At 68.5% G+C, this 25,752-nt stretch carries 27 protein-coding genes; 14 read left to right on the forward strand and 13 right to left on the reverse strand.

The window, feature by feature from the left end:
- Nucleotides 1–37: 37 nt before the first annotated feature.
- Genes ipdE2 through fadD3 form a run of 4 tightly spaced genes read right to left on the reverse strand, consistent with a single transcriptional unit; the run spans nucleotide 38 to nucleotide 4,607 of the window.
- Complete coding sequence (gene ipdE2 / locus G6N30_RS24465; RefSeq protein WP_134056641.1) at nucleotides 38–979, reverse strand: acyl-CoA dehydrogenase IpdE2; 942 nt, start codon at nucleotides 977–979, stop codon at nucleotides 38–40.
- Nucleotides 979–1,932 carry an acyl-CoA dehydrogenase family protein gene (locus G6N30_RS24470; protein WP_134056639.1) on the reverse strand — a complete coding sequence of 318 codons (954 nt, stop codon included), beginning with the start codon at nucleotides 1,930–1,932 and terminating at the stop codon, nucleotides 979–981. Before G6N30_RS24470 ends, ipdE2 begins: the two co-directional genes overlap by 1 nt.
- On the reverse strand, nucleotides 1,929–3,071 hold the full coding sequence (locus G6N30_RS24475; protein ID WP_134056637.1) for an acyl-CoA dehydrogenase family protein: 1,143 nt from the start codon (nucleotides 3,069–3,071) through the stop codon (nucleotides 1,929–1,931). Before G6N30_RS24475 ends, G6N30_RS24470 begins: the two co-directional genes overlap by 4 nt.
- Nucleotides 3,072–4,607 carry a 3-((3aS,4S,7aS)-7a-methyl-1,5-dioxo-octahydro-1H-inden-4-yl)propanoate--CoA ligase FadD3 gene (gene fadD3, locus G6N30_RS24480; RefSeq protein ID WP_134056635.1) on the reverse strand — a complete coding sequence of 512 codons (1,536 nt, stop codon included), beginning with the start codon at nucleotides 4,605–4,607 and terminating at the stop codon, nucleotides 3,072–3,074. It lies immediately after the preceding gene.
- Between the two features lie 48 nt (nucleotides 4,608–4,655).
- Here fadD3 and ipdE1 point away from each other — a divergent pair, with 48 nt between their 5' ends.
- The 4 genes from ipdE1 (at nucleotide 4,656) to fadA6 (ending at nucleotide 8,368) form a co-directional block, all read left to right on the forward strand.
- Nucleotides 4,656–5,816 carry an acyl-CoA dehydrogenase IpdE1 gene (gene ipdE1, locus G6N30_RS24485; RefSeq protein WP_134056634.1) on the forward strand — a complete coding sequence of 387 codons (1,161 nt, stop codon included), beginning with the start codon at nucleotides 4,656–4,658 and terminating at the stop codon, nucleotides 5,814–5,816.
- Nucleotides 5,813–6,604, forward strand: coding sequence for a (5R,7aS)-5-hydroxy-7a-methyl-1-oxo-2,3,5,6,7,7a-hexahydro-1H-indene-carboxyl-CoA reductase (gene ipdF / locus G6N30_RS24490; RefSeq protein WP_134056632.1), 792 nt, complete (start codon nucleotides 5,813–5,815; stop codon nucleotides 6,602–6,604). Before ipdE1 ends, ipdF begins: the two co-directional genes overlap by 4 nt.
- A gap of 62 nt (nucleotides 6,605–6,666) precedes the next feature.
- On the forward strand, nucleotides 6,667–7,227 hold the full coding sequence (locus tag G6N30_RS24495; RefSeq protein ID WP_234880253.1) for a TetR/AcrR family transcriptional regulator: 561 nt from the start codon (nucleotides 6,667–6,669) through the stop codon (nucleotides 7,225–7,227).
- A complete protein-coding gene (gene fadA6 / locus G6N30_RS24500; protein ID WP_134056628.1) occupies nucleotides 7,220–8,368 on the forward strand; it encodes a steroid 3-ketoacyl-CoA thiolase FadA6 in 1,149 nt (382 codons plus the stop codon). The genes G6N30_RS24495 and fadA6 overlap by 8 nt, the downstream gene beginning before the upstream one ends.
- 21 nt (nucleotides 8,369–8,389) lie before the next feature.
- Here the strand turns inward: fadA6 and G6N30_RS24505 are convergent, their stop codons facing one another.
- From G6N30_RS24505 to echA20, 7 genes are read right to left on the reverse strand one after another with little or no spacing between them, the layout of a single operon-like run.
- A complete protein-coding gene (locus G6N30_RS24505; protein ID WP_134056626.1) occupies nucleotides 8,390–9,502 on the reverse strand; it encodes an NDMA-dependent alcohol dehydrogenase in 1,113 nt (370 codons plus the stop codon).
- 44 nt (nucleotides 9,503–9,546) lie between these two features.
- Nucleotides 9,547–10,296: a hypothetical protein gene (locus tag G6N30_RS24510; protein WP_134056624.1), complete on the reverse strand. Its 750-nt coding sequence runs from the start codon at nucleotides 10,294–10,296 to the stop codon at nucleotides 9,547–9,549.
- Nucleotides 10,293–10,925 (reverse strand): SatD family protein, encoded by a 633-nt coding sequence (locus G6N30_RS24515; protein ID WP_134056622.1) that lies wholly within the window; start codon nucleotides 10,923–10,925, stop codon nucleotides 10,293–10,295. Before G6N30_RS24515 ends, G6N30_RS24510 begins: the two co-directional genes overlap by 4 nt.
- Nucleotides 10,926–10,982: 57 nt before the next feature.
- Entirely contained in the window at nucleotides 10,983–12,053 is a 1,071-nt protein-coding gene (gene ipdC, locus G6N30_RS24520) for a (3aS,4S,5R,7aS)-5-hydroxy-7a-methyl-1-oxo-octahydro-1H-indene-4-carboxyl-CoA dehydrogenase (RefSeq protein ID WP_134056620.1), read from the reverse strand.
- A complete protein-coding gene (gene ipdB, locus G6N30_RS24525) occupies nucleotides 12,050–12,811 on the reverse strand; it encodes a cholesterol ring-cleaving hydrolase subunit IpdB (RefSeq protein WP_134056619.1) in 762 nt (253 codons plus the stop codon). Before ipdB ends, ipdC begins: the two co-directional genes overlap by 4 nt.
- Nucleotides 12,808–13,722: a cholesterol ring-cleaving hydrolase subunit IpdA gene (gene ipdA, locus G6N30_RS24530; protein WP_134056617.1), complete on the reverse strand. Its 915-nt coding sequence runs from the start codon at nucleotides 13,720–13,722 to the stop codon at nucleotides 12,808–12,810. The genes ipdB and ipdA overlap by 4 nt, the downstream gene beginning before the upstream one ends.
- On the reverse strand, nucleotides 13,719–14,474 hold the full coding sequence (echA20, locus tag G6N30_RS24535) for a (7aS)-7a-methyl-1,5-dioxo-2,3,5,6,7,7a-hexahydro-1H-indene-carboxyl-CoA hydrolase (RefSeq protein WP_134056615.1): 756 nt from the start codon (nucleotides 14,472–14,474) through the stop codon (nucleotides 13,719–13,721). Before echA20 ends, ipdA begins: the two co-directional genes overlap by 4 nt.
- A 53-nt stretch (nucleotides 14,475–14,527) precedes the next feature.
- Here echA20 and G6N30_RS24540 point away from each other — a divergent pair, with 53 nt between their 5' ends.
- Both G6N30_RS24540 and G6N30_RS24545 read left to right on the forward strand, forming a co-directional pair.
- On the forward strand, nucleotides 14,528–15,304 hold the full coding sequence (locus G6N30_RS24540; RefSeq protein WP_134056613.1) for an SDR family oxidoreductase: 777 nt from the start codon (nucleotides 14,528–14,530) through the stop codon (nucleotides 15,302–15,304).
- A 15-nt stretch (nucleotides 15,305–15,319) separates the two neighbouring features.
- Nucleotides 15,320–16,225, forward strand: a complete 906-nt coding sequence (locus G6N30_RS24545) for an SDR family oxidoreductase (protein ID WP_134056611.1) — start codon at nucleotides 15,320–15,322, stop codon at nucleotides 16,223–16,225.
- 3 nt (nucleotides 16,226–16,228) lie between these two features.
- Here the strand turns inward: G6N30_RS24545 and G6N30_RS24550 are convergent, their stop codons facing one another.
- A complete protein-coding gene (locus G6N30_RS24550; protein ID WP_134056609.1) occupies nucleotides 16,229–16,681 on the reverse strand; it encodes a nitroreductase family deazaflavin-dependent oxidoreductase in 453 nt (150 codons plus the stop codon).
- 22 nt (nucleotides 16,682–16,703) lie between these two features.
- On the opposite strand from G6N30_RS24550, the gene G6N30_RS24555 reads away from it, so the two are divergent.
- Nucleotides 16,704–17,090 (forward strand): DUF8021 domain-containing protein, encoded by a 387-nt coding sequence (locus G6N30_RS24555; RefSeq protein ID WP_134056607.1) that lies wholly within the window; start codon nucleotides 16,704–16,706, stop codon nucleotides 17,088–17,090.
- Between the two features lie 19 nt (nucleotides 17,091–17,109).
- Here the strand turns inward: G6N30_RS24555 and G6N30_RS24560 are convergent, their stop codons facing one another.
- Complete coding sequence (locus G6N30_RS24560) at nucleotides 17,110–18,273, reverse strand: steroid 3-ketoacyl-CoA thiolase (RefSeq protein WP_134056605.1); 1,164 nt, start codon at nucleotides 18,271–18,273, stop codon at nucleotides 17,110–17,112.
- A gap of 131 nt (nucleotides 18,274–18,404) precedes the next feature.
- Here G6N30_RS24560 and G6N30_RS24565 point away from each other — a divergent pair, with 131 nt between their 5' ends.
- The 7 genes from G6N30_RS24565 to G6N30_RS24595 all read left to right on the forward strand — a co-directional run bounded on the left by G6N30_RS24565 (nucleotide 18,405) and on the right by G6N30_RS24595 (nucleotide 25,734).
- Nucleotides 18,405–19,679 carry a cytochrome P450 gene (locus tag G6N30_RS24565; protein ID WP_134056603.1) on the forward strand — a complete coding sequence of 425 codons (1,275 nt, stop codon included), beginning with the start codon at nucleotides 18,405–18,407 and terminating at the stop codon, nucleotides 19,677–19,679.
- 31 nt (nucleotides 19,680–19,710) lie between these two features.
- Complete coding sequence (locus G6N30_RS24570) at nucleotides 19,711–20,715, forward strand: acyl-CoA dehydrogenase family protein (protein WP_134056601.1); 1,005 nt, start codon at nucleotides 19,711–19,713, stop codon at nucleotides 20,713–20,715.
- A gap of 33 nt (nucleotides 20,716–20,748) precedes the next feature.
- Entirely contained in the window at nucleotides 20,749–21,912 is a 1,164-nt protein-coding gene (gene fadE29, locus G6N30_RS24575) for an acyl-CoA dehydrogenase FadE29 (protein ID WP_134056599.1), read from the forward strand.
- 28 nt (nucleotides 21,913–21,940) lie between these two features.
- Nucleotides 21,941–22,936 carry a bifunctional MaoC family dehydratase N-terminal/OB-fold nucleic acid binding domain-containing protein gene (locus tag G6N30_RS24580; protein WP_134056597.1) on the forward strand — a complete coding sequence of 332 codons (996 nt, stop codon included), beginning with the start codon at nucleotides 21,941–21,943 and terminating at the stop codon, nucleotides 22,934–22,936.
- Nucleotides 22,933–23,334, forward strand: a complete 402-nt coding sequence (locus G6N30_RS24585) for a MaoC family dehydratase (protein ID WP_134056595.1) — start codon at nucleotides 22,933–22,935, stop codon at nucleotides 23,332–23,334. The genes G6N30_RS24580 and G6N30_RS24585 overlap by 4 nt, the downstream gene beginning before the upstream one ends.
- Nucleotides 23,334–24,509: a 17-hydroxy-3-oxo-4-pregnene-20-carboxyl-CoA lyase gene (locus G6N30_RS24590; protein ID WP_134056593.1), complete on the forward strand. Its 1,176-nt coding sequence runs from the start codon at nucleotides 23,334–23,336 to the stop codon at nucleotides 24,507–24,509. The genes G6N30_RS24585 and G6N30_RS24590 overlap by 1 nt, the downstream gene beginning before the upstream one ends.
- A gap of 82 nt (nucleotides 24,510–24,591) precedes the next feature.
- A complete protein-coding gene (locus tag G6N30_RS24595) occupies nucleotides 24,592–25,734 on the forward strand; it encodes a hypothetical protein (protein ID WP_134057520.1) in 1,143 nt (380 codons plus the stop codon).
- Nucleotides 25,735–25,752 lie beyond the last annotated feature (18 nt).

A 25,752-nucleotide genomic window follows, 5' to 3' on the forward strand; every position in this document is an offset into this window, starting at 1 on the left:
GGCGCGCAGCGCCACGTGGTCGTTCACTACATCGAGGCTAGAACACTTGAGCTTCGAGCCGGCGCAGCTGCTCGCGCGGCGACCCGAACAGCTGCGCGCTGCCGTGCGCCCGCTTGAAGTACAGCTGGATGTCGCTCTCCCAGGTGATCGCGATACCGCCGTGCATCTGCACGGCCTCGGCGGCCACCGCGGTGAACGCCTCGCTGGCCGAGAACCGGGCGAGCGCCGCCGCCGTCGGGGAGGGGTCGCCGAGCGCTTCGTCGACGACGGCCTTGGCGGACTGCACCTTCACGTAGAGATCGGCCATCCGGTGCTTGAGTGCCTGGAAACTGCCGATCGGCCGACCGAACTGCACGCGGTCCTTCGTGTACTCGACGGTCAGTTCGAGACAGCGGGTGGCCGCACCGATCTGCTCGACCGCCACGAGCAGCGCCGCGATGTCCGCCAGGCCCGGGTCGGTGCCGATCTCGGTGGTCTGCCCGGGCTCGAGGCGGGCCAGCCGGCGGGTCAGGTCCATCGCCTCGAGCTTGTGCGCTTCGAACGACGTCCACCGCGAAAGCCGTCCGTCCGCCACGCCGATCACCACGTCGGCGACGTCGCCGTTGACGACGTAGCCGGGGTCGAACGCCACCGCCCCGATCTGCGTGCCCTCGGCCAGCGCTCCGAGCGCCTCGGCATCCGGCTCGTCGGCCGACAGCAGCGCCAACTCCGCCAGTGTCGTGCCGAGCAGCGGGGTGGGCACGAGGTTCCTGCCGAGCTCGGCCAGCACTACCGCCGCATCCGCGAGTTCGCCGCCCGCACCGCCGAGCGCCTCGGGTACCACCAGTGCGGCCGCACCGACCTGCTCGCACAGCAGTCGCCACAGCGATTCGTCGTACCCGCGCTCGGAGGTCATCGCCTCCCGCACGGCGGCCGGCGACGCGTGCTTGTCGACCAGCGCCGCCACGGTCTCGCGCAGCAGTTCGCGTTCTTCGCTCATCAGAAGGCCTCCAGAACCCGTGCACGGTGCCACGTCGGATCTCCCCACGCCGAGCGCAGCGCCTGCACCCGCAGCAGCCACAGCGACAGGTCGTGTTCGTGGGTGAAGCCGATCGCGCCGTGTGTCTGCAGCGACGAGCGGGCGGCCAGCAGCGCGGCCTCGGACGCGGCCACCTTTGCGGCGCTGACGTCCCGTGGCGTGTCGGCCGATCCCTCACCCAGCGCCAGCGCGGCGCCGTACACCAGCGGACGCGCCAACTCGATCGCGATGTGGACGTCGGCCAGCTTGTGTTTGATCGCCTGGTACGACCCGATCGCCCGGCCGAACTGGTGACGTTGCTTGGCGTAGTCCACGGACTGGTCGAGCATCGACTGCGCCGCCCCCACCAGTTGCGCGGCCGTCGCCAGCGCCCCGAACTCGAAGGCGCGGTCCACGTCGGCGTCGCGCCCCGCACCGGATGTGCTCACCTCGAACAGCTTTCGGCTGGGGTCGACGGACTCGTGCGAGGCTGTCGCGCTGGCCTCGCTGACGGTCCCGTCCTGCGCGAGCAGGATCAGACCTGAGGTCTCGGCGTCGACTGCGCGCGGCACGAGGGGCGGCATTGCGACGGTGACGACGAGTTCGCCTGCGGCCAGCGCGGCGCTGCGCTCGTCACCGCGGAGCAGGACCGGCGCGACCGCAACGGATTCCACCACCGGACCCGGTACGCACCAGCGGCCCAGCCGCTCGGCGGCGACCACCAGGTCGACCGGTGTGGCGTCGATACCGTCGTGCTCTTCGGCGACCATCAGTGCGGTCACCCCGAGATCGGCCAGCGTGGCCCACACCTTGCGGCCGGGCGCGGTGTCCCCGTCACCCCATGCGCGCACCGCGCCGGGCACGTCGGCGCCGGTCAGTGCCGCGTCGATGCTGGCGGCGAAGTCCCGCTGCTGATCGTCGAGTTCGAAGTTCACTTCGCTTGCCCTTTCGGCTCGCGGGGCAGACCCAACAGGCGCTCGGCGATGATGTTGCGCTGGATCTCGTTGGTGCCTGCGTAGATCGGGCCCCCGAGGGCGAACAGCAGACCATCGGTCCACGGGTCGGCCAGCTCACCGTCGGCGCCCCGCAGGTCCAGCGCCGTCTGGTGCAGCGCCACATCGAGATCGGACCAGAACACCTTGGTGACCGACGATTCCGCGCCGAGTTCGCCGCCGGCCGCAACGCGGGTCACGGTGCCGAATGTGTGCAGGCGGTAGGCCTGCGCCTTGATCCACGCGTCGGCCACCCGCTCGGCATACGCCGGATTGCGATTCTTCTTCCATTCGGCCACCAGCCGTTCGGCGGGCGCGAGGAACCGCGCCGGGCTGCGCAGCGACATTCCGCGCTCGTTGCTCGACGTGCTCATCGCCGCGCGCCAGCCCTCGTTGACCTCGCCGATGACGTCGTGGTCGGGGACGAACACGTCGTCGAGGAAGATCTCCCCGAATCCGGTGTCGCCGCCGAGCTGGGCGATCGGGCGGACGGTGACGCCGTCGGCCTTCAGGTCGAACATGACGTACGTCAGGCCCTTGTGTCGCTGCGCGTCCGGGTCGGAGCGGAACAGGCCGAACGCCCGCTCCCCGAACACCGCCCGGGAACTCCAGATCTTCTGCCCGTTGAGTAGCCAGCCGCCGTCGGTGCGGGTCGCCGTCGACCGCAGCGACGCCAGATCGCTGCCCGACTCGGGCTCCGACCAGGCTTGCGCCCAGATCTCCTCACCGCTGGCCATCTTCGGCAGCACCCGGTCGAGCTGTTCTTCGGTGCCGTGCGCGAACAGCGTCGGCGCCAGCATGGACGTCCCGTTGGCGCTCGCGCGTCCGGGCGCCCCGGCGCGGAAGTACTCCTCCTCGAACACGATCCACTGCAGCAGCGTCGCGTCGCGGCCGCCGTAGCGTTCCGGCCAGCTGATCACCGACAGGCCCGCGTCGAAAAGCACCTTGTCCCAGCGGCGGTGCTGTTCGAACCCCTCGGCGTTGTCGTAGGACTTCGTCGGGAAGTCGTCGCGGTGGGCGGCCAGGAACTCGCGCACCTCGGCGCGGAAGTCCTCGCTTGCGTCGTCGAATGTCAGGTCCATTCAGGCTCTCTTCCTCAGGAGCGGTTTGACGACCTTGCCGCCCGGGTTCCGGGGCAGCACGTCGAGGAACTCCACCGAACGCGGTGTCTTGAAATTCGCGAGATGTTCGCGCACGTAGGCGATCACGGTCTGTTCGTCGAGCGTCACACCCGGTTTCACGACGACGAACGCCTTGCCGACCTCACCGAGCCGCTCGTCGGGCATGCCGATCACCGCCGATTCGGCGACGCCGTCGAGGCGGGCCAGCACCTGCTCGATCTCGGCGGGGTAGACGTTGAACCCGCCGCAGATGTACATGTCCTTGAGCCGGTCGGTGATGCGCAGGTTGCCGTTGTCGTCGACGGTGCCTACGTCGCCGGTGTGCAGCCAGCCGTCGGCGTCGATCGTGGCGGCGGTCGCCTCCGGATCATCGAGATAGCCGAGCATCACGTTCGGTCCGCGCAGCAGCACCTCGCCCGCCTCGTGCTCGTCAGCGGAGTCGATGCGCAATTCGAAGTCGGCGATCGGCCGCCCGCACGTGGTCGCGACGGTGACCGCGTCGTCGTCGGCCCGGCACATCGTGCCGAATCCGCTGGCCTCGGTCAGCCCGTAGGCGGTCAGCACGATGTCGATGTCGAGTTCGGACTGCATGCGCTCGATCAGCACGACGGGGACGACGGCGGCGCCGGTGACCGCGAACCGCAGCGAACTCAGGTCGTACGCAGCGCGGTTCGGGTGGTCGAGGATCGTCTGGTAGATCGTGGGCGGCCCGGGGAGCACGGTGATCCGCTGCCCGGTGACCGCAGCCATCGCCTTCTCGGGGTCGAAGGTCAGCTGGGGGATCAGCGTGGCGCCGGTCTGCAGGCACGTCAGGATGCCGGCCTTGTACCCGAAGTTGTGGAAGAACGGGTTGATGCACAGATAGCGATCGGCGCTGGTGAGCTGTCCGCATTCGGCCCAGGCCGCCGAGGCGTCGAGGGACTGCCGGTGCGCGCACAACACGCCCTTGCTGCGGCCGGTGGTGCCCGAGGTGAACAGGATGTCGGACACATCGTCGGGCCGCACGGCCGCCGCCCGCTCGTCGACTGCGGCGAGATCGACTCCGCGCGAGACGAATTCGTCCCATGTGCCGTCGTCGGTGTCGATCGGAACCCGCACGATGTGCCGCAGCGCGGGCAGAGCGGCGCGGTCCAGGTCGGCGGTCCGGTCGGCGCCGAGGAACTCGCCCGCCGCGATCAGCAGGGGTGCGGCGGTGCGGGCAAGGATGTCGCCCGCCTCGCTGGCGGTGTAGCGGGTGTTGAGCGGGACGAGGACGCCGCCCGCATAGCTCGTGGCCAGACACGCCACCACCCAGTGCCAGGTGTTGGGGGACCAGATCGCGATGCGGTCGCCGGGGGCGATGCCGAGGTCGATCATCGCCGCCGCCGCCCGTCGCACCTCGTCGCGCAGTTGCGTGTAGGTGAGTCGGCGGTCGTCCGTGACGACCGCCTCGTGGTCGCCGTACTGCTGGGCGATCCGGTCGAGAACAGCGGGGATCGTCCTCGGGGCGGTCGTCATCGATGCTCCCTCTAACAAAGCAAGTGCTTGGTAGGTTAGCCTACAGGGGTGATAGAGGTCCAGGAGTTCCGGGCCGAGGTCCGGCAGTGGCTCGCCGACAACCTGGTCGGCGAATTCGCCGCGCTCAAGGGGCTGGGCGGGCCCGGCCGTGAGCACGAGGCATTCGAGGAGCGGCTGGCGTGGAACCGCCATCTCGCCGCGGCGGGTCTGACATGTCTGGGGTGGCCGGTCGAGCACGGCGGGCGCGGCCTGTCGGTCGCCCACCGCGTCGCGTTCTACGAGGAGTACGCGATCGCCAACGCCCCGGCGAAGGTCAACCACTTCGGTGAGGAACTCCTCGGGCCGACGCTGATCGCCTACGGCACGCCCGAACAGCAGCAGCGTTTCCTGCCCAAGATCGTCGACGTCACCGAGCTCTGGTGCCAGGGCTACTCCGAACCCGGCGCAGGCAGCGACCTCGCGAACGTCGCGACCACCGCCGTGCTCGACGGCGACCAGTGGGTCATCAACGGGCAGAAGGTGTGGACGTCGCTCGCGCACTGGGCGCAGTGGTGCTTCGTGGTCGCGCGCACCGAGAAGGGCTCGAAGCGCCACGCCGGTCTGTCCTACCTGCTGGTGCCGCTCGACCAGCCCGGCGTCGAGGTGCGCCCGATCATCCAGCTCACCGGCGACTCCGAGTTCAACGAGGTGTTCTTCGACGACGCCCGCACCGACGCCTCGCTCGTGGTGGGGGAGCCCGGTGACGGCTGGCGCGTCGCGATGGGGACGCTGACCTTCGAACGCGGCGTGTCCACGCTCGGCCAGCAGATCGAATACGCCCGCGAACTGTCCGGGGTCGCCGATCTCGCGAAGAAGACCGGCGCCGCCGACGATCCGCTGATCCGCGAGCGGCTCACCCGGTCGTGGGCCGGCCTGCGCACGATGCGGTCGTATGCGCTGGCGACGATGGACGTGGAAGGTGCCGGGCGGGCCGCCGGAGTGGATAACGTGTCGAAACTGTTGTGGGCCAACTGGCATCGTGAACTCGGCGAGATCGCGATGGACGTGGCTGGTATGGCGGGCCTGACATTGACCGAGGGCGACTTCGACGAATGGCAGCGGCTGTACCTGTTCTCGCGTGCCGACACGATCTACGGCGGGTCGAACGAGGTGCAGCGCAACATCATCGCCGAGCGGGTGCTCGGCCTACCGAGGGAGCCCAAGGGATGAGCGATCTTTCCGTCGCGCCGAAGGAGATCGACGGCCACGGTCTGCTGACCGGCAAGGTCGTGCTGGTGACCGCCGCCGCGGGCACCGGCATCGGGTCGACCACCGCGCGGCGCGCGCTGCTCGAGGGCGCGGACGTAGTCATCTCCGACTACCACGAGCGCCGGCTGGGCGAGACCCGCGACCAGCTCACCGAACTCGGTCTCGGCAAGGTCGACTCGGTGGTCTGCGATGTCACCTCCACCGAAGCCGTCGACGCGCTGATCACCTCGACCGTCGAAAAAGCCGGCCGGCTCGACGTTCTCGTGAACAACGCCGGCCTCGGCGGCCAGACACCGGTGGTCGACATGTCCGACGACGAGTGGGACCGCGTGCTCAACGTGACCCTCACCTCGGTCATGCGCGCCACCCGCGCCGCGCTGCGCTACTTCCGCGACGCCGACCACGGCGGCGTGATCGTCAACAACGCCAGCGTGCTGGGCTGGCGGGCCCAGCACTCGCAGTCGCACTACGCCGCGGCCAAGGCCGGGGTGATGGCGCTGACCCGGTGCAGTGCGATCGAGGCCGTCGAATACGGGGTGCGCATCAACGCGGTGTCGCCCAGCATCGCCCGGCACAAGTTCCTGGAGAAGACGAGTTCGGCGGATCTGCTCGACCGGCTCTCCGAAGGCGAGGCGTTCGGCCGCGCCGCCGAACCGTGGGAGGTGGCGGCTACGATTGCATTCCTCGCCAGCGACTACTCCAGCTACCTGACCGGCGAGGTCATCTCCGTTTCGAGCCAGCACCCGTGAGCACCCCCGCAGCCAGCCAGCCGCCGACCCGGCGCGACGAGCTCCTCGAGCTCGCCGCGACGATGTTCGCCGAGCGCGGGCTGCGGGCCACCACGGTGCGTGACATCGCCGATTCGGCGGGCATCCTGTCGGGCAGCCTGTACCACCACTTCTCCTCCAAGGAGGAGATGATCGACGAGCTGCTGCGCGGGTTCCTCGATTGGCTGTTCGAGCGGTACCACCAGATCGTCGAGACCGAGCCGAACCCGCTCGAACGGCTCAAGGGCCTGTTCATGGCGTCGTTCGAGGCGATCGCCTCGCGGCACGCCCAGGTGGTCATCTACCAGGACGAGGCCGGACGGCTCTCGTCGCAACCGCGCTTCTCCTACGTCGAGGAACGCAACCGCGAACAACGCAAGATGTGGATCGAGGTGCTCAGCCAGGGCATCGCGGAGGGCTACTTCCGGCCCGACATCGACGTCGATCTGATCTACCGCTTCATCCGGGACACCACGTGGGTGTCGGTCCGCTGGTACCAGCCGGGCGGCCCGCTCACGGCCGAAGAGGTCGGCAGGCAGTACCTGTCCATAGTCCTCGGCGGAATCACCGCCAACAGTACTGAAGGAGAAACACACCATGCCTGAGGCGTACATCATCGACGCTGTGCGGACGCCCGTCGGCAAGCGCGGCGGCTCGCTGGCCCACGTGCACCCGATCGACCTGGGCGTGCACGCGTTCCGCGGCATCTTCGATCGCGTCGACGTGGATCCGGGCGCGGTCGACGACGTCATCGTCGGCTGCGTCGATGCGCTCGGCGGACAGGCGGGCAACATCGGCCGCAACGCGTGGCTGGCTGCCGGCTATCCCGAAGAGGTGCCCGGCGTGACCGTCGACCGGCAGTGCGGATCCAGTCAGCAGGCGATCTCGTTCGGTGCCCAGGCGATCATGTCCGGCACCGCCGACATCATCCTGGCCGGCGGCATGCAGAACATGAGCCAGATCCCGATCGCCTCGGCGATGGTGGTCGGCAAGGAGTTCGGATTCACCTCGCCCACAGGCGAATCGGAGAACTGGCGGCACCGCTACGGCGACGAGGAGATCTCGCAGTTCCGCGGCGCCGAGCTGATCGCCGAGAAGTGGGACATCTCCCGTGAGGAGATGGAGCAGTTCGCCTACACCAGCCACCAGCGGGCGTTCGGCGCCATCCGCGGCGGCCACTTCGACAACGAGATCATCCCGGTGGGTGACTTCGGTGTCGACGAGGGCCCGCGGGAGTCGACGCTGGAGAAGCTCGCCTCGCTCAAACCGCTCGCCGAGGGCGGCCGGTTGACCGCAGCTGTGGCGAGCCAGATCTCGGACGGGTCGAGTGCGGTGCTGCTGGCCTCAGAGAGCGCAGTGCAGGCTCATAACCTCAAGCCCCGCGCCCGCATCCACCACATCAGCGCCCGCGGCGCCGACCCGGTCTTCATGCTGACCGGCCCCATCCCCGCCACCCGTTACGCGCTCGAGAAGACCGGGCTGTCGATCGACGACATCGACGTCGTCGAGATCAACGAGGCGTTCGCCCCGGTGGTCATCGCGTGGCTCAAGGAGCTCAAGGCCGACCCGGAGAAGGTGAACCCGAACGGCGGCGCGATCGCGCTCGGCCATCCGCTCGGCGCGACCGGCGCCAAGCTGTTCGCCACGATGCTCAACGAACTCGAGCGCACCGGCGGCCGTTACGGTTTGCAGACGATGTGCGAGGGCGGCGGCACCGCCAACGTCACGATCATCGAGCGGCTCTAGTCTCCTTCGCGGGAGAAGGTGTCAGTGGTCGTGGACGACGACGCCGCGAATGATCCGACCGGCGAGCATGTCGTCGTAGGCCTCGTTGATCTCGCCGAGTTTGTATTCGTGGGTGACGGTCTCATCGAGCAGCAGCTTGCCTTCGCGGTAGAGGCTGAGCAGACGCGGGATGTCGGCGCGTGGATTGGCTTCGCCGTAGAGGCTGCCCAGTAGCCGCTTCTGGAACAGCGTGAACATCGCCATCGGCAGCGTCGGGGTCACGTCGGCCATTGCGGCGATACCGGTCAGCACGACGGCACCGCCCTTGCGGATGATGTCGAGCGCCTCGCCGATCATGTGACCCTCGACCAGTCCGACGGTCAGGATCGCCGAGTCGGCCATCACCCCGCGCGTCAGCTCCGCGACGAGCGCCGTGGCTTCGGCCATCGACGTCGCGAAATGGGTGGCGCCGAACTCGAATGCCTTCTCGCGCTTGTCGGCGACGATGTCCACCACGACGATCTTCTCCGCCCCGGCCAGCCGGGCGCCCTGGATCGCGCCGCTGCCCACACCGCCGCAGCCGATCACCACCACGGTGTCACCGGGGGTGACGTCGGCGGTGTTGACCGCCGAGCCCCACCCGGTGGTCACCCCGCACCCGATCAGGCACGCTCGCGACAGCGGCAGGTCGTCGTCGATCTTGACCACCGATGCCTCCGACACCACACCGTACTGGGCGAACGTGCCGAGCAGCAGGGCGACGTTGACGTCGACGTCGCCGATGTGGCGCCGGTAGGTGCCGTCGAGCTGGGTGCCGTTGAGGATGTACGCGCCCAGGTCGCACAGGTTCTGGTGCCCGCTGGCGCACCAGCGGCAGCGCCCGCAGGCCGGCAGGAACGACGCGACGACGTGGTCGCCGGGCGTCAGATCGCGGACGCCCGGGCCCACCTCGGTGACGATGCCGGCGCCCTCGTGCCCGCCGATCACCGGCATCGGACCGGGGAAGTCACCGGTGCGGGCGTGGTGGTCGGAGTGGCACAACCCGGTCGCCTGGAACGACACGAGAACCTCGCCGTCCTGCGGCGGGTCGAGGTCGACCTCTTCGACGGTCCAGTCGCCGTTGACTTCCCACAGCACCGCTGCATCCATCTTCATGCGGGGAGTGTAGGAAGGGCGTACCGATGATCACCGGCGTTTGGCTATTGCGCGAGCGCCAGCCCGCCCAGCGCGATGATCCAGCTCGCGAAGCTGCCGACCAGGAAGTACTCGGTCACCTCGTCGATGCCGATCCCCAAATCGCCGTTGCCGTTCGCCTTCGCCTTCTGGGCGTTGATCTCCGGGAACCGGATGATGCTCTTGGCGGCGACGACCGCGGTCGCGGCGGCCAACTGGCCGGCCAGCCCCAACCCGAGGATCAGCAACCGTTCCATCGGCCCGAGGAGTCGGCCGCCTTTGAGCCGGTCCGACGGCTGCGGTTGTCCGGCGGGTTTGACCGCGCCGACCGACCCCAGCACCAGCCGCACCAACTGGTTGCCGGTGACCAACTGCAGCAGGATGACGGCCACCACCATCAGCAGCCGGTCGGCGGTCAGCCCGCCGACCCCGGGCAGCTGAGTCCACTCCGCCCACCGGCCGACCGGCCCCGCGACGTCCGAAGCCCACCCGGACAACACGATCACCAGTGCGGCGCCCGCACCCAGCGCGAGCAGCGGCGCCCATGGACGGTGTCCGGTGCGTTCGGCACGCGCCCCGAGCACCTCCCAGGCGATGCCCGCCGCGCAGGCGATCACCAGGAGGGGGATGTCGCCGCGGTGCCACAGGCCGGCCAGGAGCGCGCAGCCCACGACCGCGGCGGGGACGACCACCACGGGCAGCCACGCGCGCCGCGTGATCCGCCGGCACATGTCGGCGAGTCCGATCGCGATCAGCAGGACGGCCAGCGCGCTCATCGCACACCGCGCAGATAGGCCGAGGTCAGCACGAGCAGATCCAGCCCGTCGCGGCCCGCGCGCTGGGACACCGCCGAGGCGCTGACGTGCTCGGCGGCGGCGATGTCCTTCTTGCTGCGGTTGCTCAACAGGCCCTTCAGAATTCTCGTCGACCGGTCATCGAGTGATCCAAGCAGGTGGTCCCGACACAGCAGTGCGGCGTTGACCGCGTCGACGTCCGGTCCGGCAGTGTCCGCGGCCCGCCGGTACGACGTGCGCACCGCGGCGAGGCCCGGTTGACGCTGCGCGGTCGCGGTCCACTCGATCGCCTCGCGCGCCGCCCACCACCCCGGGCCGTCCTGGATGCCGGTTTCGGCGTCGAGCACCGTGACCGGACCCCAGCCGATGCCGAACCGGATGTCGATCTCGGGGGCCACGGCCAGCCGGATGCCCAGCGCGGTGTCGATCGCCGCGCCGACACTCGGCTGGGCGCCCTGGAACTCGTCGCCCACGGTGAACGCGAATCCGGCGGCGGCGAGTGCGGCCCTCAGCTGACGGTGCAGTGCGCGCCGGTCGGGTGCTCGACGGGACGCCACGACGTCGCCGATCACCGCGGCCTTCACTGAAGGCTGTGGCTTAACATCCGCCATATGAAGATAATAGCTTAATTATCGAAAAATTCAGCTATCTGCTTCACGGAGAAGAGGTCACTCAACGAGCGCGGTCGCCGCCCGCAGGTGTTTGACGGCGTCGTCCACGATCGACGGAACCAGCTCGGCGCACGAGGGCAGATCGTCGAGGATGCCCGCCACCTGGCCGGAGGCGAGCACGCCGGCTTCGGTGTTGCCGTCGACCAGGCCGGCCTTGAGCAGCATCGGGGTGTTGGCCGCCATCACCACCTGCGACCACGTCAGCTCTTTGCCGTGCCGCATCGCCAGCCCGTCCTTGACCATCGAGCGCCACGTCATGCCCGACATCTTCTTGAACTTCTGGGCGTTGCCCACCGCGGCGGCGAATCCCCGCACGGGTGAACCGCTCTCGAGCTTCTCCACCAGTCCGGTCCGCAGCACCCGGTGCGGCATACCGTCGACACGGGTCGAGACGACCGTGCCGTCGAGCGCCGCCTGCAGGTAGCGCTGTTTGACGGCATCGGGCACCGTCGAATCCGACGTCAGCAGGAAGCGGGTGCCCATGGCGACTCCCGCGGCGCCGTACGACAACGCCGCCGCCAGGCCGCGCCCGTCGAAGAAGCCACCGGCGGCGATCACCGGCATCCCGGTGTCGGCCACCGCGTCGAGTACCGACGGCAGCAACAGCGTCGTCGCGATGGGGCCGGTGTGACCGCCGCCTTCACCGCCCTGCACGATCACCGCGTCCGCACCCCAGCCGGCGACCTTCTTGGCGTGCTTGGCCAGCCCGACGGACGGGATGACCACCACGCCGGCCTCTTTGAGTCGCGCGATCAGGTCCGGCTTGGGTGCCAGCGCAAACGAGGCGACCTTCACGCCCTCGCGGATCAGCAGGTCGACACGTTCGCCCGCGTCGCCCGCGTCGGCGCGGATGTTGATGCCGAACGGTTTGTCGGTGGCGGCCTTGACCTTGGTCACCGCGGTCTGCAGTTCCTCGAGCGTCATGGTGGCCGACGCCAGAATGCCCAGCCCGCCCGCATTGGAGGTCGCCGACACCAACCGGGCCCCGGCCACCCAGCCCATGCCGGTCTGCACGACGGGATGGTCGATACCGATCAGCTCCGTCAGCGGCGTCCTGAGCCGGGTCACGACCGGATTTCCCTGTCGCGCAGCGACTTCGGATCGATCACCTCGCGGATGAGGCGCAGCTCTTCGTCGGACGGCAACCGTGTCACCTCGGCCGAATCGAGCCCGTGCACCTCGAAGGAGGTGTTCTCCGCGACCTCGGCGGCCTCCACGCCGGGATGCAGGGAGACCGCGCGCATCTGGTGGTCGGGTCCATTGAAGTCGAAGACGCCGAGGTTGCTCACCACCCGGAACACGTTGAGGAACCGGTAGGCGGGGTTGTCGGGATCCACCTTGTCCCAGCCGACCCCGGAGACGATGTCGACGGATTCGCCGAACACCCGCTTGCTGTGCCCGCCGACCCAGTAGCTGGTGGCGTGGTTGATGGTGTTGCCCGGTGCGCCGCGCACGCCGAACATCTGTCGCTTCGGATGCTGGATCGGACCGAAGGCGGACAGGTTCTGGTTGCCGTAGCGGTCGATCTGGTTGGCGCCCATCACGACGTGGCGCCGCCCCCATGTCAGCGTCTCGAACACGCGGCCGAACGGCATCCAGCCCTCGATGGCGCCCGTCGCGCCGAGCGCGGTGGTGTCGGCGAGCAACCGGGCTTCGCCGTCGGTCAGCAAGATGTCCGGCGAGAAGGTCAACCGCGCGAGGCGGGCACCGACCGACACCATGTTGGCCATCGGGCTGACCATGATCTCGCCCGCGTCGCGGAACAGTTCGGCGCACGCGACGGCGCACACTTCGGCACGGGTTGCGGAGGTCGTCTGGCCGGTCATGCGTTCTGCTCCTTGAACTTGCGGACCGCGGCCTGGTAGTCGTCCTCGCCGCCGGACAGGTACGTGTTGACGAACTCGGCCCAGGTGTCGTCGGACGCGGCGGCCTCGGCGTAATGGCGCTGGAACTTCTCGTCGCGGCGGTAATCGGGTTCAGCGGTGGTGAAGTGGGCGCCGCCCGGTGCTTCGACGACGGAGTCGACCATCATCCGGTTGACCAGCAGTGCCTGCGGCGGGACGGCCTTGACCAGTTCCTCGGTGGACACCACCCGCTCGACGCTCAGCAGCCGCTTCCGTGCGGACATCAGGAACAGGTCGTCGAAGTAGGGATCGATACCGGTGTAGGCCGCGTTGCCCTGGGCGTCACCGAGATTCAGGTGCACCAGGGCGACGTCCAGGTTCAACGCGGGCATCGCGATGAGTTCCTCGTAGCCGTCTTCCGGCGGGCTGGAGCGGAGCGACCCGGGGATGGAGCGAGTCGGGTACGGCGAGCGCACCGTCTTGAGCTCGTCGCCCCAGAACGTGCGGACGTCACTGCCGAGGCCCGCGCGGATCGGCAGGAACGGAAGGCGTTGCGCCGCAGCCTGCAGGCCGCACCGCAGCATGCCCTCGTCCATCTCACGCGCCTCGATCGATCCGCTGGTGCGGGCCTTGGCGAACCACGGGTCGTAGAACGGCGGCGAATCCAGCGACACGAAACCGTAGTAGACGCGCTTGACCTTGCCGGCCGAGCAGAGCAGGCCGAGGTCCGGGCCGCCGTAGGTGACGACGGTGAGGTCGGTGACGCCGGTGCGCAGCAGTGCGCGGACGAACGCCATCGGCTTACGCCGGGAACCCCATCCACCGATCCCGATGGTCATCCCGCTCTCGACGACGGCGACCGCCTCGTCGAGGGTCGTTGTCTTGTCGGTCATTTGGCACCCTTGTCTGTCCCCGCGAACGCATCGCGGTGCTCGTCGGATACGCCGGCCAGGTTCAGTTCGAACGTGAAGCCCTGTTCCATGCGGTAGCTGGAATTGACGTGTTGGACGTCGATCAGGTTCAGCGCTTCCTTCGCGGCGCGGATCACCCGGGTGTCCTTGGCGGCGATGTCGCGCGCCACCCGCAGCGCGGCCTCGTCCAGGTCGGCCCGCGGCACCACCTCGTGCACCGAACCGAAGTGGTGCAGGGTGTCGGCGCTCACGGTCGCCGCGGTGAAGAACAGTCGGCGCATCATGTGCTGTGGCACCAAGCGCGACAGGTGGGTGGCGGCACCGAGTGCGCCCCGTTCCACTTCGGGCAGGCCGAATTTCGCGTCGTCGGAGGCGACGATCACGTCAGCGTTGCCGACCAGGCCGATCCCACCGCCGACGCAGAAGCCGTTGACCGCGGCGACGACGGGCACCTCGCACTCGTAGACCGCCCGGAACGCGTGGAAGCAGCCGCGGTTGGCGTCGATGAGCGCGGTGAATCCCTCGGTGTTCTGCATCTCCTTGATGTCGACACCGGCGTTGAAGCCCCGGCCCTCGGCCCGCAGGATCACCACGTGGGTGCTGCGGTCGCGGCCGGCGGCGGTGATGGTGTCGCCGAGTTCGAACCAGCCGCGCGAGGGAATCGCGTTGACGGGCGGGTAGTCGACGGTGACCGAGACGATGCCCGGCTCCACGGTCTTTGTGGTGATCGGCATGCAAACTCCTGGGGTCGCTACCTAAGCAAGCACTTGCTTGGTACGCTAGCACAGTGAGCGACGCCGCTGGAATCAAACTCGGACTCGACGGCCTCGTAGTGCTGGTGACCGGAGGTGTGCGCGGGGTCGGCGCAGGCATCAGCGCCGTCTTCGCAGCTCAGGGCGCCACCGTGGTGACCTGCGCGCGTCGACCGGTCGAGGGCAGCCCGTACGAATTCCACGCCTGCGACATCCGCGATGACGATTCGGTCAAGACCCTGATCGAGGGCATCGTCGGCGCCCACGGCCGTCTCGACGTCGTGGTCAACAACGCGGGCGGTTCGCCCTTCGTCCCCGCCGCCGAAGCCTCCGCTCGGTTCAGCACCAAGATCGTCGAACTGAACCTCCTGGGCGCCCTTTCGGTCTCGACGCACGCGAACGCCGTCATGCAGACCCAGGAGTCGGGCGGCTCCATCGTCAACATCACCAGCGTCAGCGGCCGACGGCCCACGCCCGGCACCGTCGCCTACGGCGCCGCCAAAGCCGGTGTGGAGAACATGACCACCACCCTCGCCGTCGAATGGGCGCCCAAGGTGCGGGTGAACTCGGTCGTCGTCGGCATGGTCGAGACCGAGCAGTCCGAACTCTTCTACGGTGACGCCGACTCCATCGCCGCCATCTCCCGCAACGTGCCACTGGGCCGGCTGGCCAAACCCGCCGACATCGGCTGGGCCACGGCGTTTCTCGCCTCGAACGCGGCGTCCTACATCAGCGGCGCATCGCTCGAGGTGCACGGCGGCGGCGAACCCCCGCACTATCTGTCGACCACCACCGCAGACATCAAACAGTAAGAGGAGACAAGACATATGGGACTGCTCGACGGCCGCGTGGTCATCGTGACGGGTGCGGGCGGCGGCATCGGCCGCGCGCACGCGCTGGCATTCGCCGCCGAAGGGGCGCGCGTGGTGGTCAACGACATCGGTGTCGGGCTGGACGGATCCCCGGCCGGCGGCGGCAGCGCGGCGCAGAGCGTCGTCGACGAGATCACCGCCGCCGGTGGGGAAGCCGTCACCAGCGGCGCCAACGTCGCGGACTGGGCGCAGGCCGAGGGCCTGATCCAGACGGCCGTCGACTCCTTCGGCGGGCTCGACGTCCTGGTCAACAACGCCGGGATCGTGCGCGACCGGATGTTCGCCAACACCAGCGAAGAGGAGTTCGACGCGGTCATCGCCGTCCACCTCAAGGGGCATTTCGCCACCATGCGGCACGCCGCGGCGTACTGGCGCGCACAGTCCAAGGCCGGCAACAGCGTCGACGCGCGGATCGTCAACACCAGTTCCGGCGCCGGTCTGCAGGGCAGCGTCGGCCAGGCCAACTACAGTGCCGCCAAGGCCGGTATCGCCGCCATGACCCTGGTCGCCGCGGCCGAGATGGGCCGCTACGGCGTGACCGTCAACGCGATCGCACCGTCGGCCCGCACTCGGATGACCGAGACGGTGTTCGCCGACATGATGTCGACTCAGGACGACGACTTCGACGCCATGGCACCGGAGAACGTCTCACCGCTGGTGGTGTGGCTGGGCAGCGTCGAGGCCCGCGACGTCACGGGCAAGGTGTTCGAGGTCGAAGGCGGCAAGATCCGCGTCGCCGAGGGGTGGGCGCACGGTCCGCAGGTCGACAAGGGTGCCCGCTGGGATCCCGCCGAACTCGGGCCGGTCGTCAAGGACCTGCTCGCCAAGGCGCGCCCGCCGGTGCCCGTCTACGGCGCCTGAGCGTCACGGCTCGCAGACGACGATCGGGATGACGCGGTCCGTCCACGACTGGTAGTCGTCGAAGTTCGGGTACATCGCGGTGAGCTTCGGCCAGTAGTGCGCCCGCTCCTCCTCGGTGGCCGCCCGCGCGGTCAGCGCCAGCACCTCGTCCTTGATCTGCACCTGCACTTTGGGATTCGCCCGCAGGTTGAGGTACCACATCGGGTGTTTGTCGCTGCCGCCGCGGGAGGCGACCAGGATCACCCGGTCACCGTCGCGCAGGAAGAGCAGCGGGCTGACCCGCGGTTCACCGGTCTTGCGGCCCATCGTGGTCAACAGGGCGACCGGCGCCTTCCCGAAGGTCCCGCCGACGCGGCCGCCAGTGGCCTTGTACAGCAACGTGTTTCCACGCGACATCCATTTGATGAAGAAGTCGGCGGCTGGTGAGTTCAATCTGCTGGGCGGTGACTTCGGCATCCTGGTCTCCTATGCTCGGTGGATGGACACGGTTTCGGACACCGACCGCATCGCCGCGGCCGACGCCTATATCTCTGCGTTGGCGACCCACGACGCCGCCGACATACCCTTCGCGCCGGACTGCGTCCGCTTCGAGGTGGGTCTCAAGACCGGATTCTCGGCAAACCATCTGCGCCGCAGCCTGACTCGTGGACCCCAGTACCAGGTCATCGCCGCCACGACCGACCGGACCTTTCACGTCGCGGGCGACGAGGTGCATGCGACGTTCACCGTCGTCACCAAGGCCCGAGTGGCCGGACGCCGCGTCGTGGCCCACGTCGACGAGACCTTCCTGATTCCGGCCTCAGACGGTCTGATCCACCACATCCGGGCGCGGATCCGGCCGGCTCTACGCAGGGAGTCCGAGTAGTCCGCGACCGGCGCGACCGCTAGATCCGCTCGATGATGGTTCCCGTCGACAGCGCCCCGCCCGCGCACATGGTGATGAGCGCGGTGGATTTGTCGGTGCGCTCGAGTTCGTGCAGCGCCGTGGTGATCAGCCGGCTGCCGGTGCTGCCGACGGGGTGACCGAGCGCGATCGCGCCGCCGTTGACGTTCACGCGGTCCATGTCCGGTTCGTGCACGCGCGCCCATGACAGCACCACGGAGGCGAACGCCTCGTTGATCTCGACGATGTCGATGTCGCCCATCTTCATCCCGGCCTTCTCGAGCACCTTGGACGTCGACTGCACGGGGCCGTCGAGGTGGTAGTACGGCTCCGCGCCGACCAACGCCTGGCTGACGATGCGCGCCCGCGGCGTGAGACCCAGGGCGCGTGCCTTGTCTTCGTCCATCCACAGCACGGCGGCCGCACCGTCGGAGATCTGCGATGACGTGCCCGCGGTGTGGATGCCGCCCTCCATGACCGGCTTGAGCTGCGACAGGCCTTCGAGGGTGGTGTCGCGCAGCCCCTGATCCTTCGACACCGGTGCGCGGTCGGACGTCGGCTGCTTGTTCTCGTCGAGCACCGGGGCGACGATCGGCGAGATCTCGCGGTCGAACCGGTTCTCGGCCCAGGCCTGCTTGGCCTTGGCCTGCGAGGCGAACCCGAACTGGTCGATGTCCTCGCGGGTGATGCCGCGGCGCTTGGCGATGCGCTCGGCGGCCTCGAACTGATTGGGCATGTCGATGTCCCACGACTCGGCGCGGATCTTCGACCGGTCGGGTCCGGCGTTGGCGCCGAGCCCGACCCGGCTCATCGCCTCCACCCCGCAGGCGATACCCATGTCGATGGCGCCGGCCGCGATCAGCCCGGCGATCAGGTGATTGGCCTGCTGGCCGCTGCCACACTGGCAGTCGACGGTGGTGGCGCCGACGTGGTCGGGCAGCCCGGCCGTCAGCCACGCCACGCGGGTGATGTTGTTCGACTGCTCGCCGTACTGGGTGACGCAGCCGCCGATGATCTGTTCGACGTCGCCCGCGTCGATGCCGGCCTTGTCGACCAGCGCCTTCTGCACGGCGCCGAGCAGTTCGGTCGCGTGCAGGCCCGACAACCATCCGTTCCGCTTGCCGATGGCGCTGCGGGTGGCTTCAACGATGACAGGGTTACCCATTCCGCCAGGCTAGAACACGTTTCATTACTCTGACAAGCGACGATGCATCCACGCCTTTGATCTGCGCAGAAGGCATGTTTCAATGGTCGCAATCGGCACTAGACCACGTTGTGTATTGAGGAGCTCCACTCATGGCCTGCCCGAATATCCCCGAGAACTTCGATTTTCTCGACCCCGATGTGAATCTCAAAGCCCTGCCCGTCGAGGAGCTCGCCGAACTGCGCAAGTCCGAGCCTATTCACTGGGTCGACGTGCCGGGTGGAACCGGCGGATTCGGTGACAAGGGGTACTGGCTCGTCACCAAGCATGCCGACGTCAAAGAGGTGTCCAAGCGCAGCGACGTCTTCGGCAGCTCGCCCGACGGTGCCATCCCCACCTGGCCGCAGGAGATGACGCGTGACGCCATCGACCTGCAGCGCAACGTGCTGCTGAACATGGACGCACCGCAGCACACCCGGCTGCGCAAGATCATCTCGCGCGGTTTCACCCCCCGCGCGGTCGGCCGCCTCGAAGACGAGCTCAATCAGCGCGCCCAGAACATCGCCAAGACGGCGCTGGCCAACGGGCAGGGCGACTTCGTCGAGCAGGTCTCGGCCGAACTGCCGCTGCAGGCCATCGCCGAACTGCTCGGGGTGCCGCAGGACGACCGGGACAAGATCTTCCGCTGGTCCAACGAGATGACCGGCGGCGAAGATCCCGAGTACGCCGACATCGACCCTGCCATGTCGTCGTTCGAGCTGATCACCTACGCCATGAAGATGGCCGAGGAGCGCAGCAAGAACCCGACCGACGACATCGTCACCAAGCTGATCGAGGCCGACATCGACGGCGAGAAGCTCTCGGACGACGAGTTCGGCTTCTTCGTGATCATGCTGGCCGTGGCGGGCAACGAGACCACCAGGAACTCGATCACCCACGGCATGATCGCGTTCTCGAACAACCCCGATCAGTGGGAGCTCTACAAGCGGGAGCGCCCGGAGACCGCCGCCGACGAGATCGTGCGCTGGGCCACGCCGGTGTCGGCGTTCCAGCGGACCGCGCTGGAGGACGTCGAACTCGGCGGCGTCAGCATCAAGAAGGGGCAGCGGGTGGTGATGTCCTACCGCTCGGCCAACTTCGACGACGAGGTCTTCGAGAATCCCCATACGTTCGACATCCTGCGCAACCCGAACCCGCACGTCGGCTTCGGCGGCACGGGTGCGCACTACTGCATCGGCGCCAACCTCGCGAAGATGACGATCAACCTGATCTTCAACGCCGTCGCCGACAACATGCCCGATCTCAAGCCGGTCGGCGAGCCGGAGCGGCTACGGTCGGGATGGCTCAACGGCATCAAGCACTGGCAGGTGGACTACACCGGCGCCGGCGGGCCGGCAGATCCGGCACAGTGCCCCGTCAGCCACTGACGCTGACGCCCACGGATCAAGGAGGATTCGGGTGGATTTCAGTCCCAACGAAGGGCAGCAGGCTGTCGCCGATGTGGTGACGTCGGTGCTCGAACGCGACAACAGCTGGGACGCCTTGGTTTCCGGCGGTGTCACGGCGCTCGGCGTACCGGAGCGCCTCGGCGGTGACGGGGTCGGGCTGGCCGAACTGGCGACCGCGCTGACCGAGATCGGCAGGCACGGCACGATCAGCCCGGCACTGGCCACCATCGGCCTCGGGCTCCTGCCGCTGCTCGATCTCGCCTCGGACGCCCAGCAGGACCGCTACCTGGCGGGTGTCGCGAAGGGCGCGATCCTGACGGCGGCGCTCAACGAGCCGGGTGCGTCGCTGCCCGACCGGCCGGCGACGACCCTGGCCGGTGGCCGCCTCAACGGCACGAAGGTCGGGGTGCCGTACGCCCAAGCGGCGGAATGGATCCTGGTGAGCGCCGACTCCGGCGTCGTCGTGGTCTCGTCCCGGGCCGAGGGTGTCCAGGTGACCAAGACGCCCACGTCGAACGGCGGCGACGAGTACGCGGTCACGTTCAGCGACGTCACCGTCGACGACGCCGATGTGCTGGCCGATGCCTCCGCCCACCGCGTGAACGAGCTGGCCCTGGCGGCCACCGGGGCGTTCGCGGCCGGTCTGGTGGCCGGTGCGTTGCGCCTGACCGCCGACTACGTCGCCAACCGCCACCAGTTCGGGCGGCCGCTGTCGACGTTCCAGACCGTGGCGGCCCAGCTGGCCGAGGTCTACATCGCCTCGCGCACATTGGATCTGGCGGCCACCTCGGTGGTGTGGCGGCTCGCCGAGGGGCGGGACGCCGACGGGGACCTCGAGGTGCTGGGCTACTGGCTGACCTCACAAGCTCCGCCGGTCATGCAGACCTGCCATCACCTGCACGGCGGTATGGGTATGGACATCACCTACCCGATGAACCGCTACTACTCGACGATCAAGGACCTGGCCCGGTTGCTGGGCGGTCCGTCGCACCGTCTGGATCTGGTGGGAGCCTGACATGGGGCGAGCGAAGCGACGGGAGAAATAACGATGTTCATCGACCTGACCCCCGAGCAGCGGCAGTTGCAGGCCGAACTGCGGCAGTACTTCTCCACGTTGATCTCGCCCGAAGAGCGCGAGGCCATGGAGACCGACCGGCACAACGAGGCCTACCGCGCGGTGATCAAGCGGATGGGTTCCGACGGCAAGCTCGGTGTGGGCTGGCCCAAGGAGTTCGGCGGACTGGGCTTCGGCCCCGTCGAGCAGTCGATCTTCGTCAACGAGGCCGCCCGCGCCGACGTTCCGCTGCCCGCCGTCACACTGCAGACCGTCGGCCCGACGCTGCAGGTGTACGGCACCGAAGAGCAGAAGAAGAAGTTCCTGCCCGCGATCCTCGCCGGCGAGGTGCACTTCGCGATCGGCTACTCCGAACCCGAGGCCGGCACCGACCTGGCATCGCTGCGCACCTCGGCGGTACGCCACGGCGACGAGTACATCGTCAACGGCCAGAAGATCTGGACGACCGGCGCCCACGACGCCGACTACATCTGGCTGGCAGTGCGCACCGATCCGGAAGCGGCCAAGCACAAGGGCATTTCGATCCTGATCGTCGACACCAGGGATCCCGGCTACTCGTGGACGCCGATCATCCTGTCCGACGGCGCCCACCACACCAACGCCAGCTACTACAACGACGTCCACGTGCCTGCCGACATGCTCGTCGGCGAGGAGAACGCGGGCTGGAAGCTGATCACCACCCAGCTCAACCACGAGCGCGTCATGCTCGGTCCGGCGGGCAAGGTCGCCGGCATCTACGACCGCGTGCACGCGTGGGCCTCGAAGCCGGGCTCCAATGGCGTGACCCCGCTCGAGAACGACAACGTGCGACGGGCGCTGGGGGAGATCCGGGCGGTCTGGCGGATCAACGAACTGCTCAACTGGCAGGTCGCCGCGGCGGGGGAGACGATCGCGGTCGCCGACGCCGCCGCCACGAAAGTGTTCTCCACAGAACGGATTCAGCGGATCGGCCGGCTGGCCGAGGAGATCGTCGGCGCGTATGGCAACCCCGCCGAACCCGATACGGCCGAACTGCTGGAATGGCTGGACAGCCAGACCAAGCGCAACCTCGTCATCACCTTCGGCGGCGGGGTGAACGAGGTCATGCGCGAGATGATCGCGGCGTCGGGCCTGAAGGTGCCGAGGGTCCCGCGGTGATGAGCGCCTGCGGGAAGAACAGAGGATCATGAGCGCGCCGCAGGACCTGCAGCCGGACATCGAGAAGATCAAAGCCGAGGGGCGAAGCGAGCCGCGCGCCGGCCGGGATCCGGTGAACCAGCCGATGATCCACCACTGGGTGGATGCCATCGGCGACAAGAACCCGATCTACGTCGACGAGCAGGCCGCCAGGGCCGCCGGACATCCCGGTATCGTGGCGCCGCCGGCGATGATCCAGGTGTGGACGATGGGCGGCCTCGGTCAGGGGCGCTCGGACGACGACCCGCTGTCGAAGATGATGCAGCTGTTCGACGACGCCGGCTATGCCGGGGTGGTCGCCACCAACTGTGAACAGACCTATCACCGGTATCTGCAGCCGGGCGAAGAGCTCACCATCCACGCCGAGATCACCGACGTGGTGGGGCCCAAGCAGACCGCGCTGGGCGAGGGGTACTTCATCAACCAGCTCATCACGTGGACGGTCGCCGACGGTGAGACTGTTGCCGAGATGAACTGGCGCATCATGAAGTTCAAGCCGCGGGCCGACGACAAGCCCGCCGGAGGGCAGGAGCGCAGCGACCGGGGAAGTTACGCGGTGCCCGACGACCTCGACCCGGACAAGCTCATGCGGCCCGCGTCGTCGAAGGACACGCAGTTCTTCTGGGACGGCGTCAACGCCCACGAGTTGCGGATCCAGCGCCGTCCCGACGGGACGCTGCAGCATCCGCCGGTGCCCGCGGTCTGGCAGGAGAAGGATGCTCCGATCGACTACGTCGTGGCCTCCGGCAACGGCACCGTCTACAGCTACGTCGTGCACCACGCGCCGAAGGTGCCCGGCCGCAGCCTGCCGTTCGTGATCGCGCTCGTCGAGCTCGAGGAGGGCGTGCGGATGCTCGGCGAGTTGCGCGACATAGACCCCAGCGAGGTGCAGATCGGAATGCCCGTGCGCGCAAGGTACCTCGACTTCCCGGACAGTGACATCAGCCCCGCGTGGACCCTGTACGCCTGGGAGCCGGCCCGGTGAGCGCCCCCGCCCTGGAGGTCGGCGCCACCCTGCCCGAGCTGAAGATCCACGGCGACCCGACGTTCATCGTCTCGACGGCCATCGCGACCCGCGACTACCAGGACGTGCACCACGACCGGGACAAGGCGCAGGCCAAGGGTTCGAAGGACATCTTCGTCAACATCCTGACCGACACCGGTCTGGTGCAGCGCTACCTGACCGACTGGGCGGGTCCGACGGCACGGATCAAGTCGATCGGGCTGCGCCTGGGCGTGCCGTGGTACGCCTACGACACGATCACGTTCACCGGTGAGGTCACCGCCGTCGACGACGGCGTCGCCACCGTCAAGGTGGTCGGCGCCAACAGTCTCGGCAACCACGTCATCGCCACGGCGACACTCGAACTGGGGGACCACTGATGCTGTCCGGAAAGGCGGAGCTCTCCGGAAAGGCGGCGATCGCGGGCATCGGCGCGACCGACTTCTCCAAGAACTCGGGCCGCAGCGAGTTGCGCCTCGCCGCCGAGGCGGTGCTGGACGCGCTGGACGACGCCGGTCTGACGCCGGCCGATGTGGACGGCCTGGTGACGTTCACGATGGACTCCAACCTGGAGACCGCTGTCGCGCGGTCGACCGGGATCGGCGAGCTGACGTTCTTCAGCCAGATCGGTTACGGCGGAGGGGCGGCGGCGGCCACCGTGCAGCAGGCGGCGCTGGCCGTCGCGACCGGGGTGGCGGAGGTTGTGGTGGCGTACCGCGCCTTCAACGAGCGCTCGGAGCACCGGTTCGGTCAGGTCATGACCGGACTGACGGTCAACGCCGACTCCCGCGGTGTCGAGTACAGCTGGTCCTATCCGCACGGGTTGAGCACGCCCGCCGCGTCGGTGGCGATGATCGCCCAGCGCTACATGCACGAATACGGCGCCACCAGTGCGGACTTCGGGGCGATCTCGGTGGCCGACCGCAAGCACGCCGCCAAGAACCCGAACGCCTACTTCTACGAGAAGCCGATCACCATCGAGGACCACCAAAACTCGCGGTGGATCGCCGAACCGCTGCGGCTGCTGGACTGCTGCCAGGAGACCGACGGCGGCGTCGCGATCGTCGTCACCACTCCGGAACGGGCAAGGGACCTCAAGCACCGGCCGGCGATCATCGAGGGGGCCGCTCAGGCCGCCGGCGCCGACCAGTTCACCATGTACTCCTACTACCGCGACGAACTCGGGCTGCCCGAGATGGGCCTGGTGGGCCGTCAACTGTGGGAGCAGAGTGGATTGACGCCCGCCGACATCCAGACCGCGGTGCTCTACGACCACTTCACGCCGTACACCCTGATCCAACTCGAGGAGCTGGGGTTCTGCGGAAAAGGCGAGGCCAAGGACTTCATCGCCGGCGGCGCCATCGAGATCGGCGGCCGGCTGCCCATCAACACCCACGGCGGCCAGCTCGGCGAGGCCTACATCCACGGGATGAACGGCATCGCCGAAGGTGTCCGCCAGCTGCGCGGCACATCGGTCAACCAGGTCGACGACGTCGAGCACGTACTCGTCACCGCAGGCACGGGCGTGCCGACCTCGGGGTTGATCCTCGGCTGAATTCCCGTCGGTGCACCCGCCAGCTACGCGGTAGAGTTTGCTGGCAGGTTGTCGACATTGTGCCGAAAAGGGGGCCGTGCGCGTGGGGATCATGCCGGACAGCAGTCCGTACGGCTCGCAGACCGTCACGGGTCCGGGGTGGCCGAACGTCGACGAGGAGACTCTCGCCGCCGCCGCCGCGTCATACGAGGCCTTGGCGGCGAACCTCAGCGGATCGGTCGTGCCGCAGCAGCAGGGGCAGATGATGAAGCTGTCCGACGTCTGGGAGGGCGGCGGCGCCGTGGCCGCGACCGGCGAAGCCAGCACGATCATCGGCGGACACGAGGCGAATGCGGCGCACGCGGCCGCGATCGCGGCCAAGCTGCGGGAGATGGAAGTCGCGGTCGTGCGGACCAAAACCCTGGTGAACACGGTCGCCCAGGAGACCCAGCACGAATGCGAGGCCATCCAGGCGCTGCCGTTCAGCAACACCCAGGAGCTGGTGCAGAGCCGCATCAAGATGGGGTTGTCACAGAACATCGCGCAGGTCACGGCCAGCTCGACCGAACTGGCCAACGTCTTCGGCGTGCCGCCCAGCATCCCCACCCCCGGCGCCCCGCCGACGGTCCCCGGCCAGCAGGCGGCCCAAGACGCCGCCAAGGAGGCCGGCCAGGCCGGTGGGCAGTCCTCGCAGCAGGGGATGCAGATGATGACGCAGATGGCGTCGATGGCCGCCCAGCTGCCGCAGCAGTTGGGGCAGATGGTCAGTCAGGCGCCGCAGCAGTTGATGCAGCCGCTGCAGCAGCTGTCCCAACCGCTGCAGCAACTGACGTCGATGTTCGGGCAGGGCGGTAAGGCCGACTCCCTCGGCGCGGCCGGTCTGCCGTTCTCGTCGTTCTCCAACCATCCCCTGGCCGGCGGTTCCGGAGCCGGCGGCGGCAGCGGGATGATGCGCGCCGCGTCGTTGCCCGGTTCAGGAGGTGTCTCTGCGCAGACGCCGTTGATGGCCGGCCTGGTCGGCACCAACGCGGTGTCCGTCGCGCCGGCGGAGCCCGTCGTCGCGGGCACGGCGGCGGTCGGCGGTGTGGCACCGGTCGCCGCGGGCGCGGGCGGCATGGGCGGCATGGGTGCGCCGATGGGGATGATGGGCGGCCGCGGGACGAGCGGCGGCACCACGACCGCCGGCCTCTCCGGGCCGCCGCCCCTGGAGTACGACCTCGACGAGGATGTCGACGATGAGTGGTGACACGTTCGTGAGAGGAGT

It is taken from the genome of Mycolicibacterium litorale, assembly GCF_010731695.1.
Taxonomy (GTDB): Bacteria; Actinomycetota; Actinomycetes; order Mycobacteriales; family Mycobacteriaceae; genus Mycobacterium; species Mycobacterium litorale.

What these genes read in the sequence shown, in the direction of transcription:
- ipdE2 (WP_134056641.1), bottom strand. Translation starts at nt 979, where the DNA reads ATGAGCGAAGAACGCGAACTGCTGCGCGAGACCGTGGCGGCGCTGGTC.
- G6N30_RS24475 (WP_134056637.1), bottom strand. Translation starts at nt 3,071, where the DNA reads ATGGACCTGACATTCGACGACGCAAGCGAGGACTTCCGCGCCGAGGTG.
- fadD3 (WP_134056635.1), bottom strand. Translation starts at nt 4,607, where the DNA reads ATGACGACCGCCCCGAGGACGATCCCCGCTGTTCTCGACCGGATCGCC.
- ipdF (WP_134056632.1), top strand. Translation starts at nt 5,813, where the DNA reads ATGAGCGATCTTTCCGTCGCGCCGAAGGAGATCGACGGCCACGGTCTG.
- G6N30_RS24495 (WP_234880253.1), top strand. Translation starts at nt 6,667, where the DNA reads ATGTTCGCCGAGCGCGGGCTGCGGGCCACCACGGTGCGTGACATCGCC.
- fadA6 (WP_134056628.1), top strand. Translation starts at nt 7,220, where the DNA reads ATGCCTGAGGCGTACATCATCGACGCTGTGCGGACGCCCGTCGGCAAG.
- G6N30_RS24505 (WP_134056626.1), bottom strand. Translation starts at nt 9,502, where the DNA reads ATGAAGATGGATGCAGCGGTGCTGTGGGAAGTCAACGGCGACTGGACC.
- G6N30_RS24510 (WP_134056624.1), bottom strand. Translation starts at nt 10,296, where the DNA reads ATGAGCGCGCTGGCCGTCCTGCTGATCGCGATCGGACTCGCCGACATG.
- G6N30_RS24515 (WP_134056622.1), bottom strand. Translation starts at nt 10,925, where the DNA reads ATGGCGGATGTTAAGCCACAGCCTTCAGTGAAGGCCGCGGTGATCGGC.
- ipdB (WP_134056619.1), bottom strand. Translation starts at nt 12,811, where the DNA reads ATGACCGGCCAGACGACCTCCGCAACCCGTGCCGAAGTGTGCGCCGTC.
- ipdA (WP_134056617.1), bottom strand. Translation starts at nt 13,722, where the DNA reads ATGACCGACAAGACAACGACCCTCGACGAGGCGGTCGCCGTCGTCGAG.
- echA20 (WP_134056615.1), bottom strand. Translation starts at nt 14,474, where the DNA reads ATGCCGATCACCACAAAGACCGTGGAGCCGGGCATCGTCTCGGTCACC.
- G6N30_RS24545 (WP_134056611.1), top strand. Translation starts at nt 15,320, where the DNA reads ATGGGACTGCTCGACGGCCGCGTGGTCATCGTGACGGGTGCGGGCGGC.
- G6N30_RS24550 (WP_134056609.1), bottom strand. Translation starts at nt 16,681, where the DNA reads ATGCCGAAGTCACCGCCCAGCAGATTGAACTCACCAGCCGCCGACTTC.
- G6N30_RS24555 (WP_134056607.1), top strand. Translation starts at nt 16,704, where the DNA reads ATGGACACGGTTTCGGACACCGACCGCATCGCCGCGGCCGACGCCTAT.
- G6N30_RS24560 (WP_134056605.1), bottom strand. Translation starts at nt 18,273, where the DNA reads ATGGGTAACCCTGTCATCGTTGAAGCCACCCGCAGCGCCATCGGCAAG.
- G6N30_RS24565 (WP_134056603.1), top strand. Translation starts at nt 18,405, where the DNA reads ATGGCCTGCCCGAATATCCCCGAGAACTTCGATTTTCTCGACCCCGAT.
- fadE29 (WP_134056599.1), top strand. Translation starts at nt 20,749, where the DNA reads ATGTTCATCGACCTGACCCCCGAGCAGCGGCAGTTGCAGGCCGAACTG.
- G6N30_RS24580 (WP_134056597.1), top strand. Translation starts at nt 21,941, where the DNA reads ATGAGCGCGCCGCAGGACCTGCAGCCGGACATCGAGAAGATCAAAGCC.
- G6N30_RS24590 (WP_134056593.1), top strand. Translation starts at nt 23,334, where the DNA reads ATGCTGTCCGGAAAGGCGGAGCTCTCCGGAAAGGCGGCGATCGCGGGC.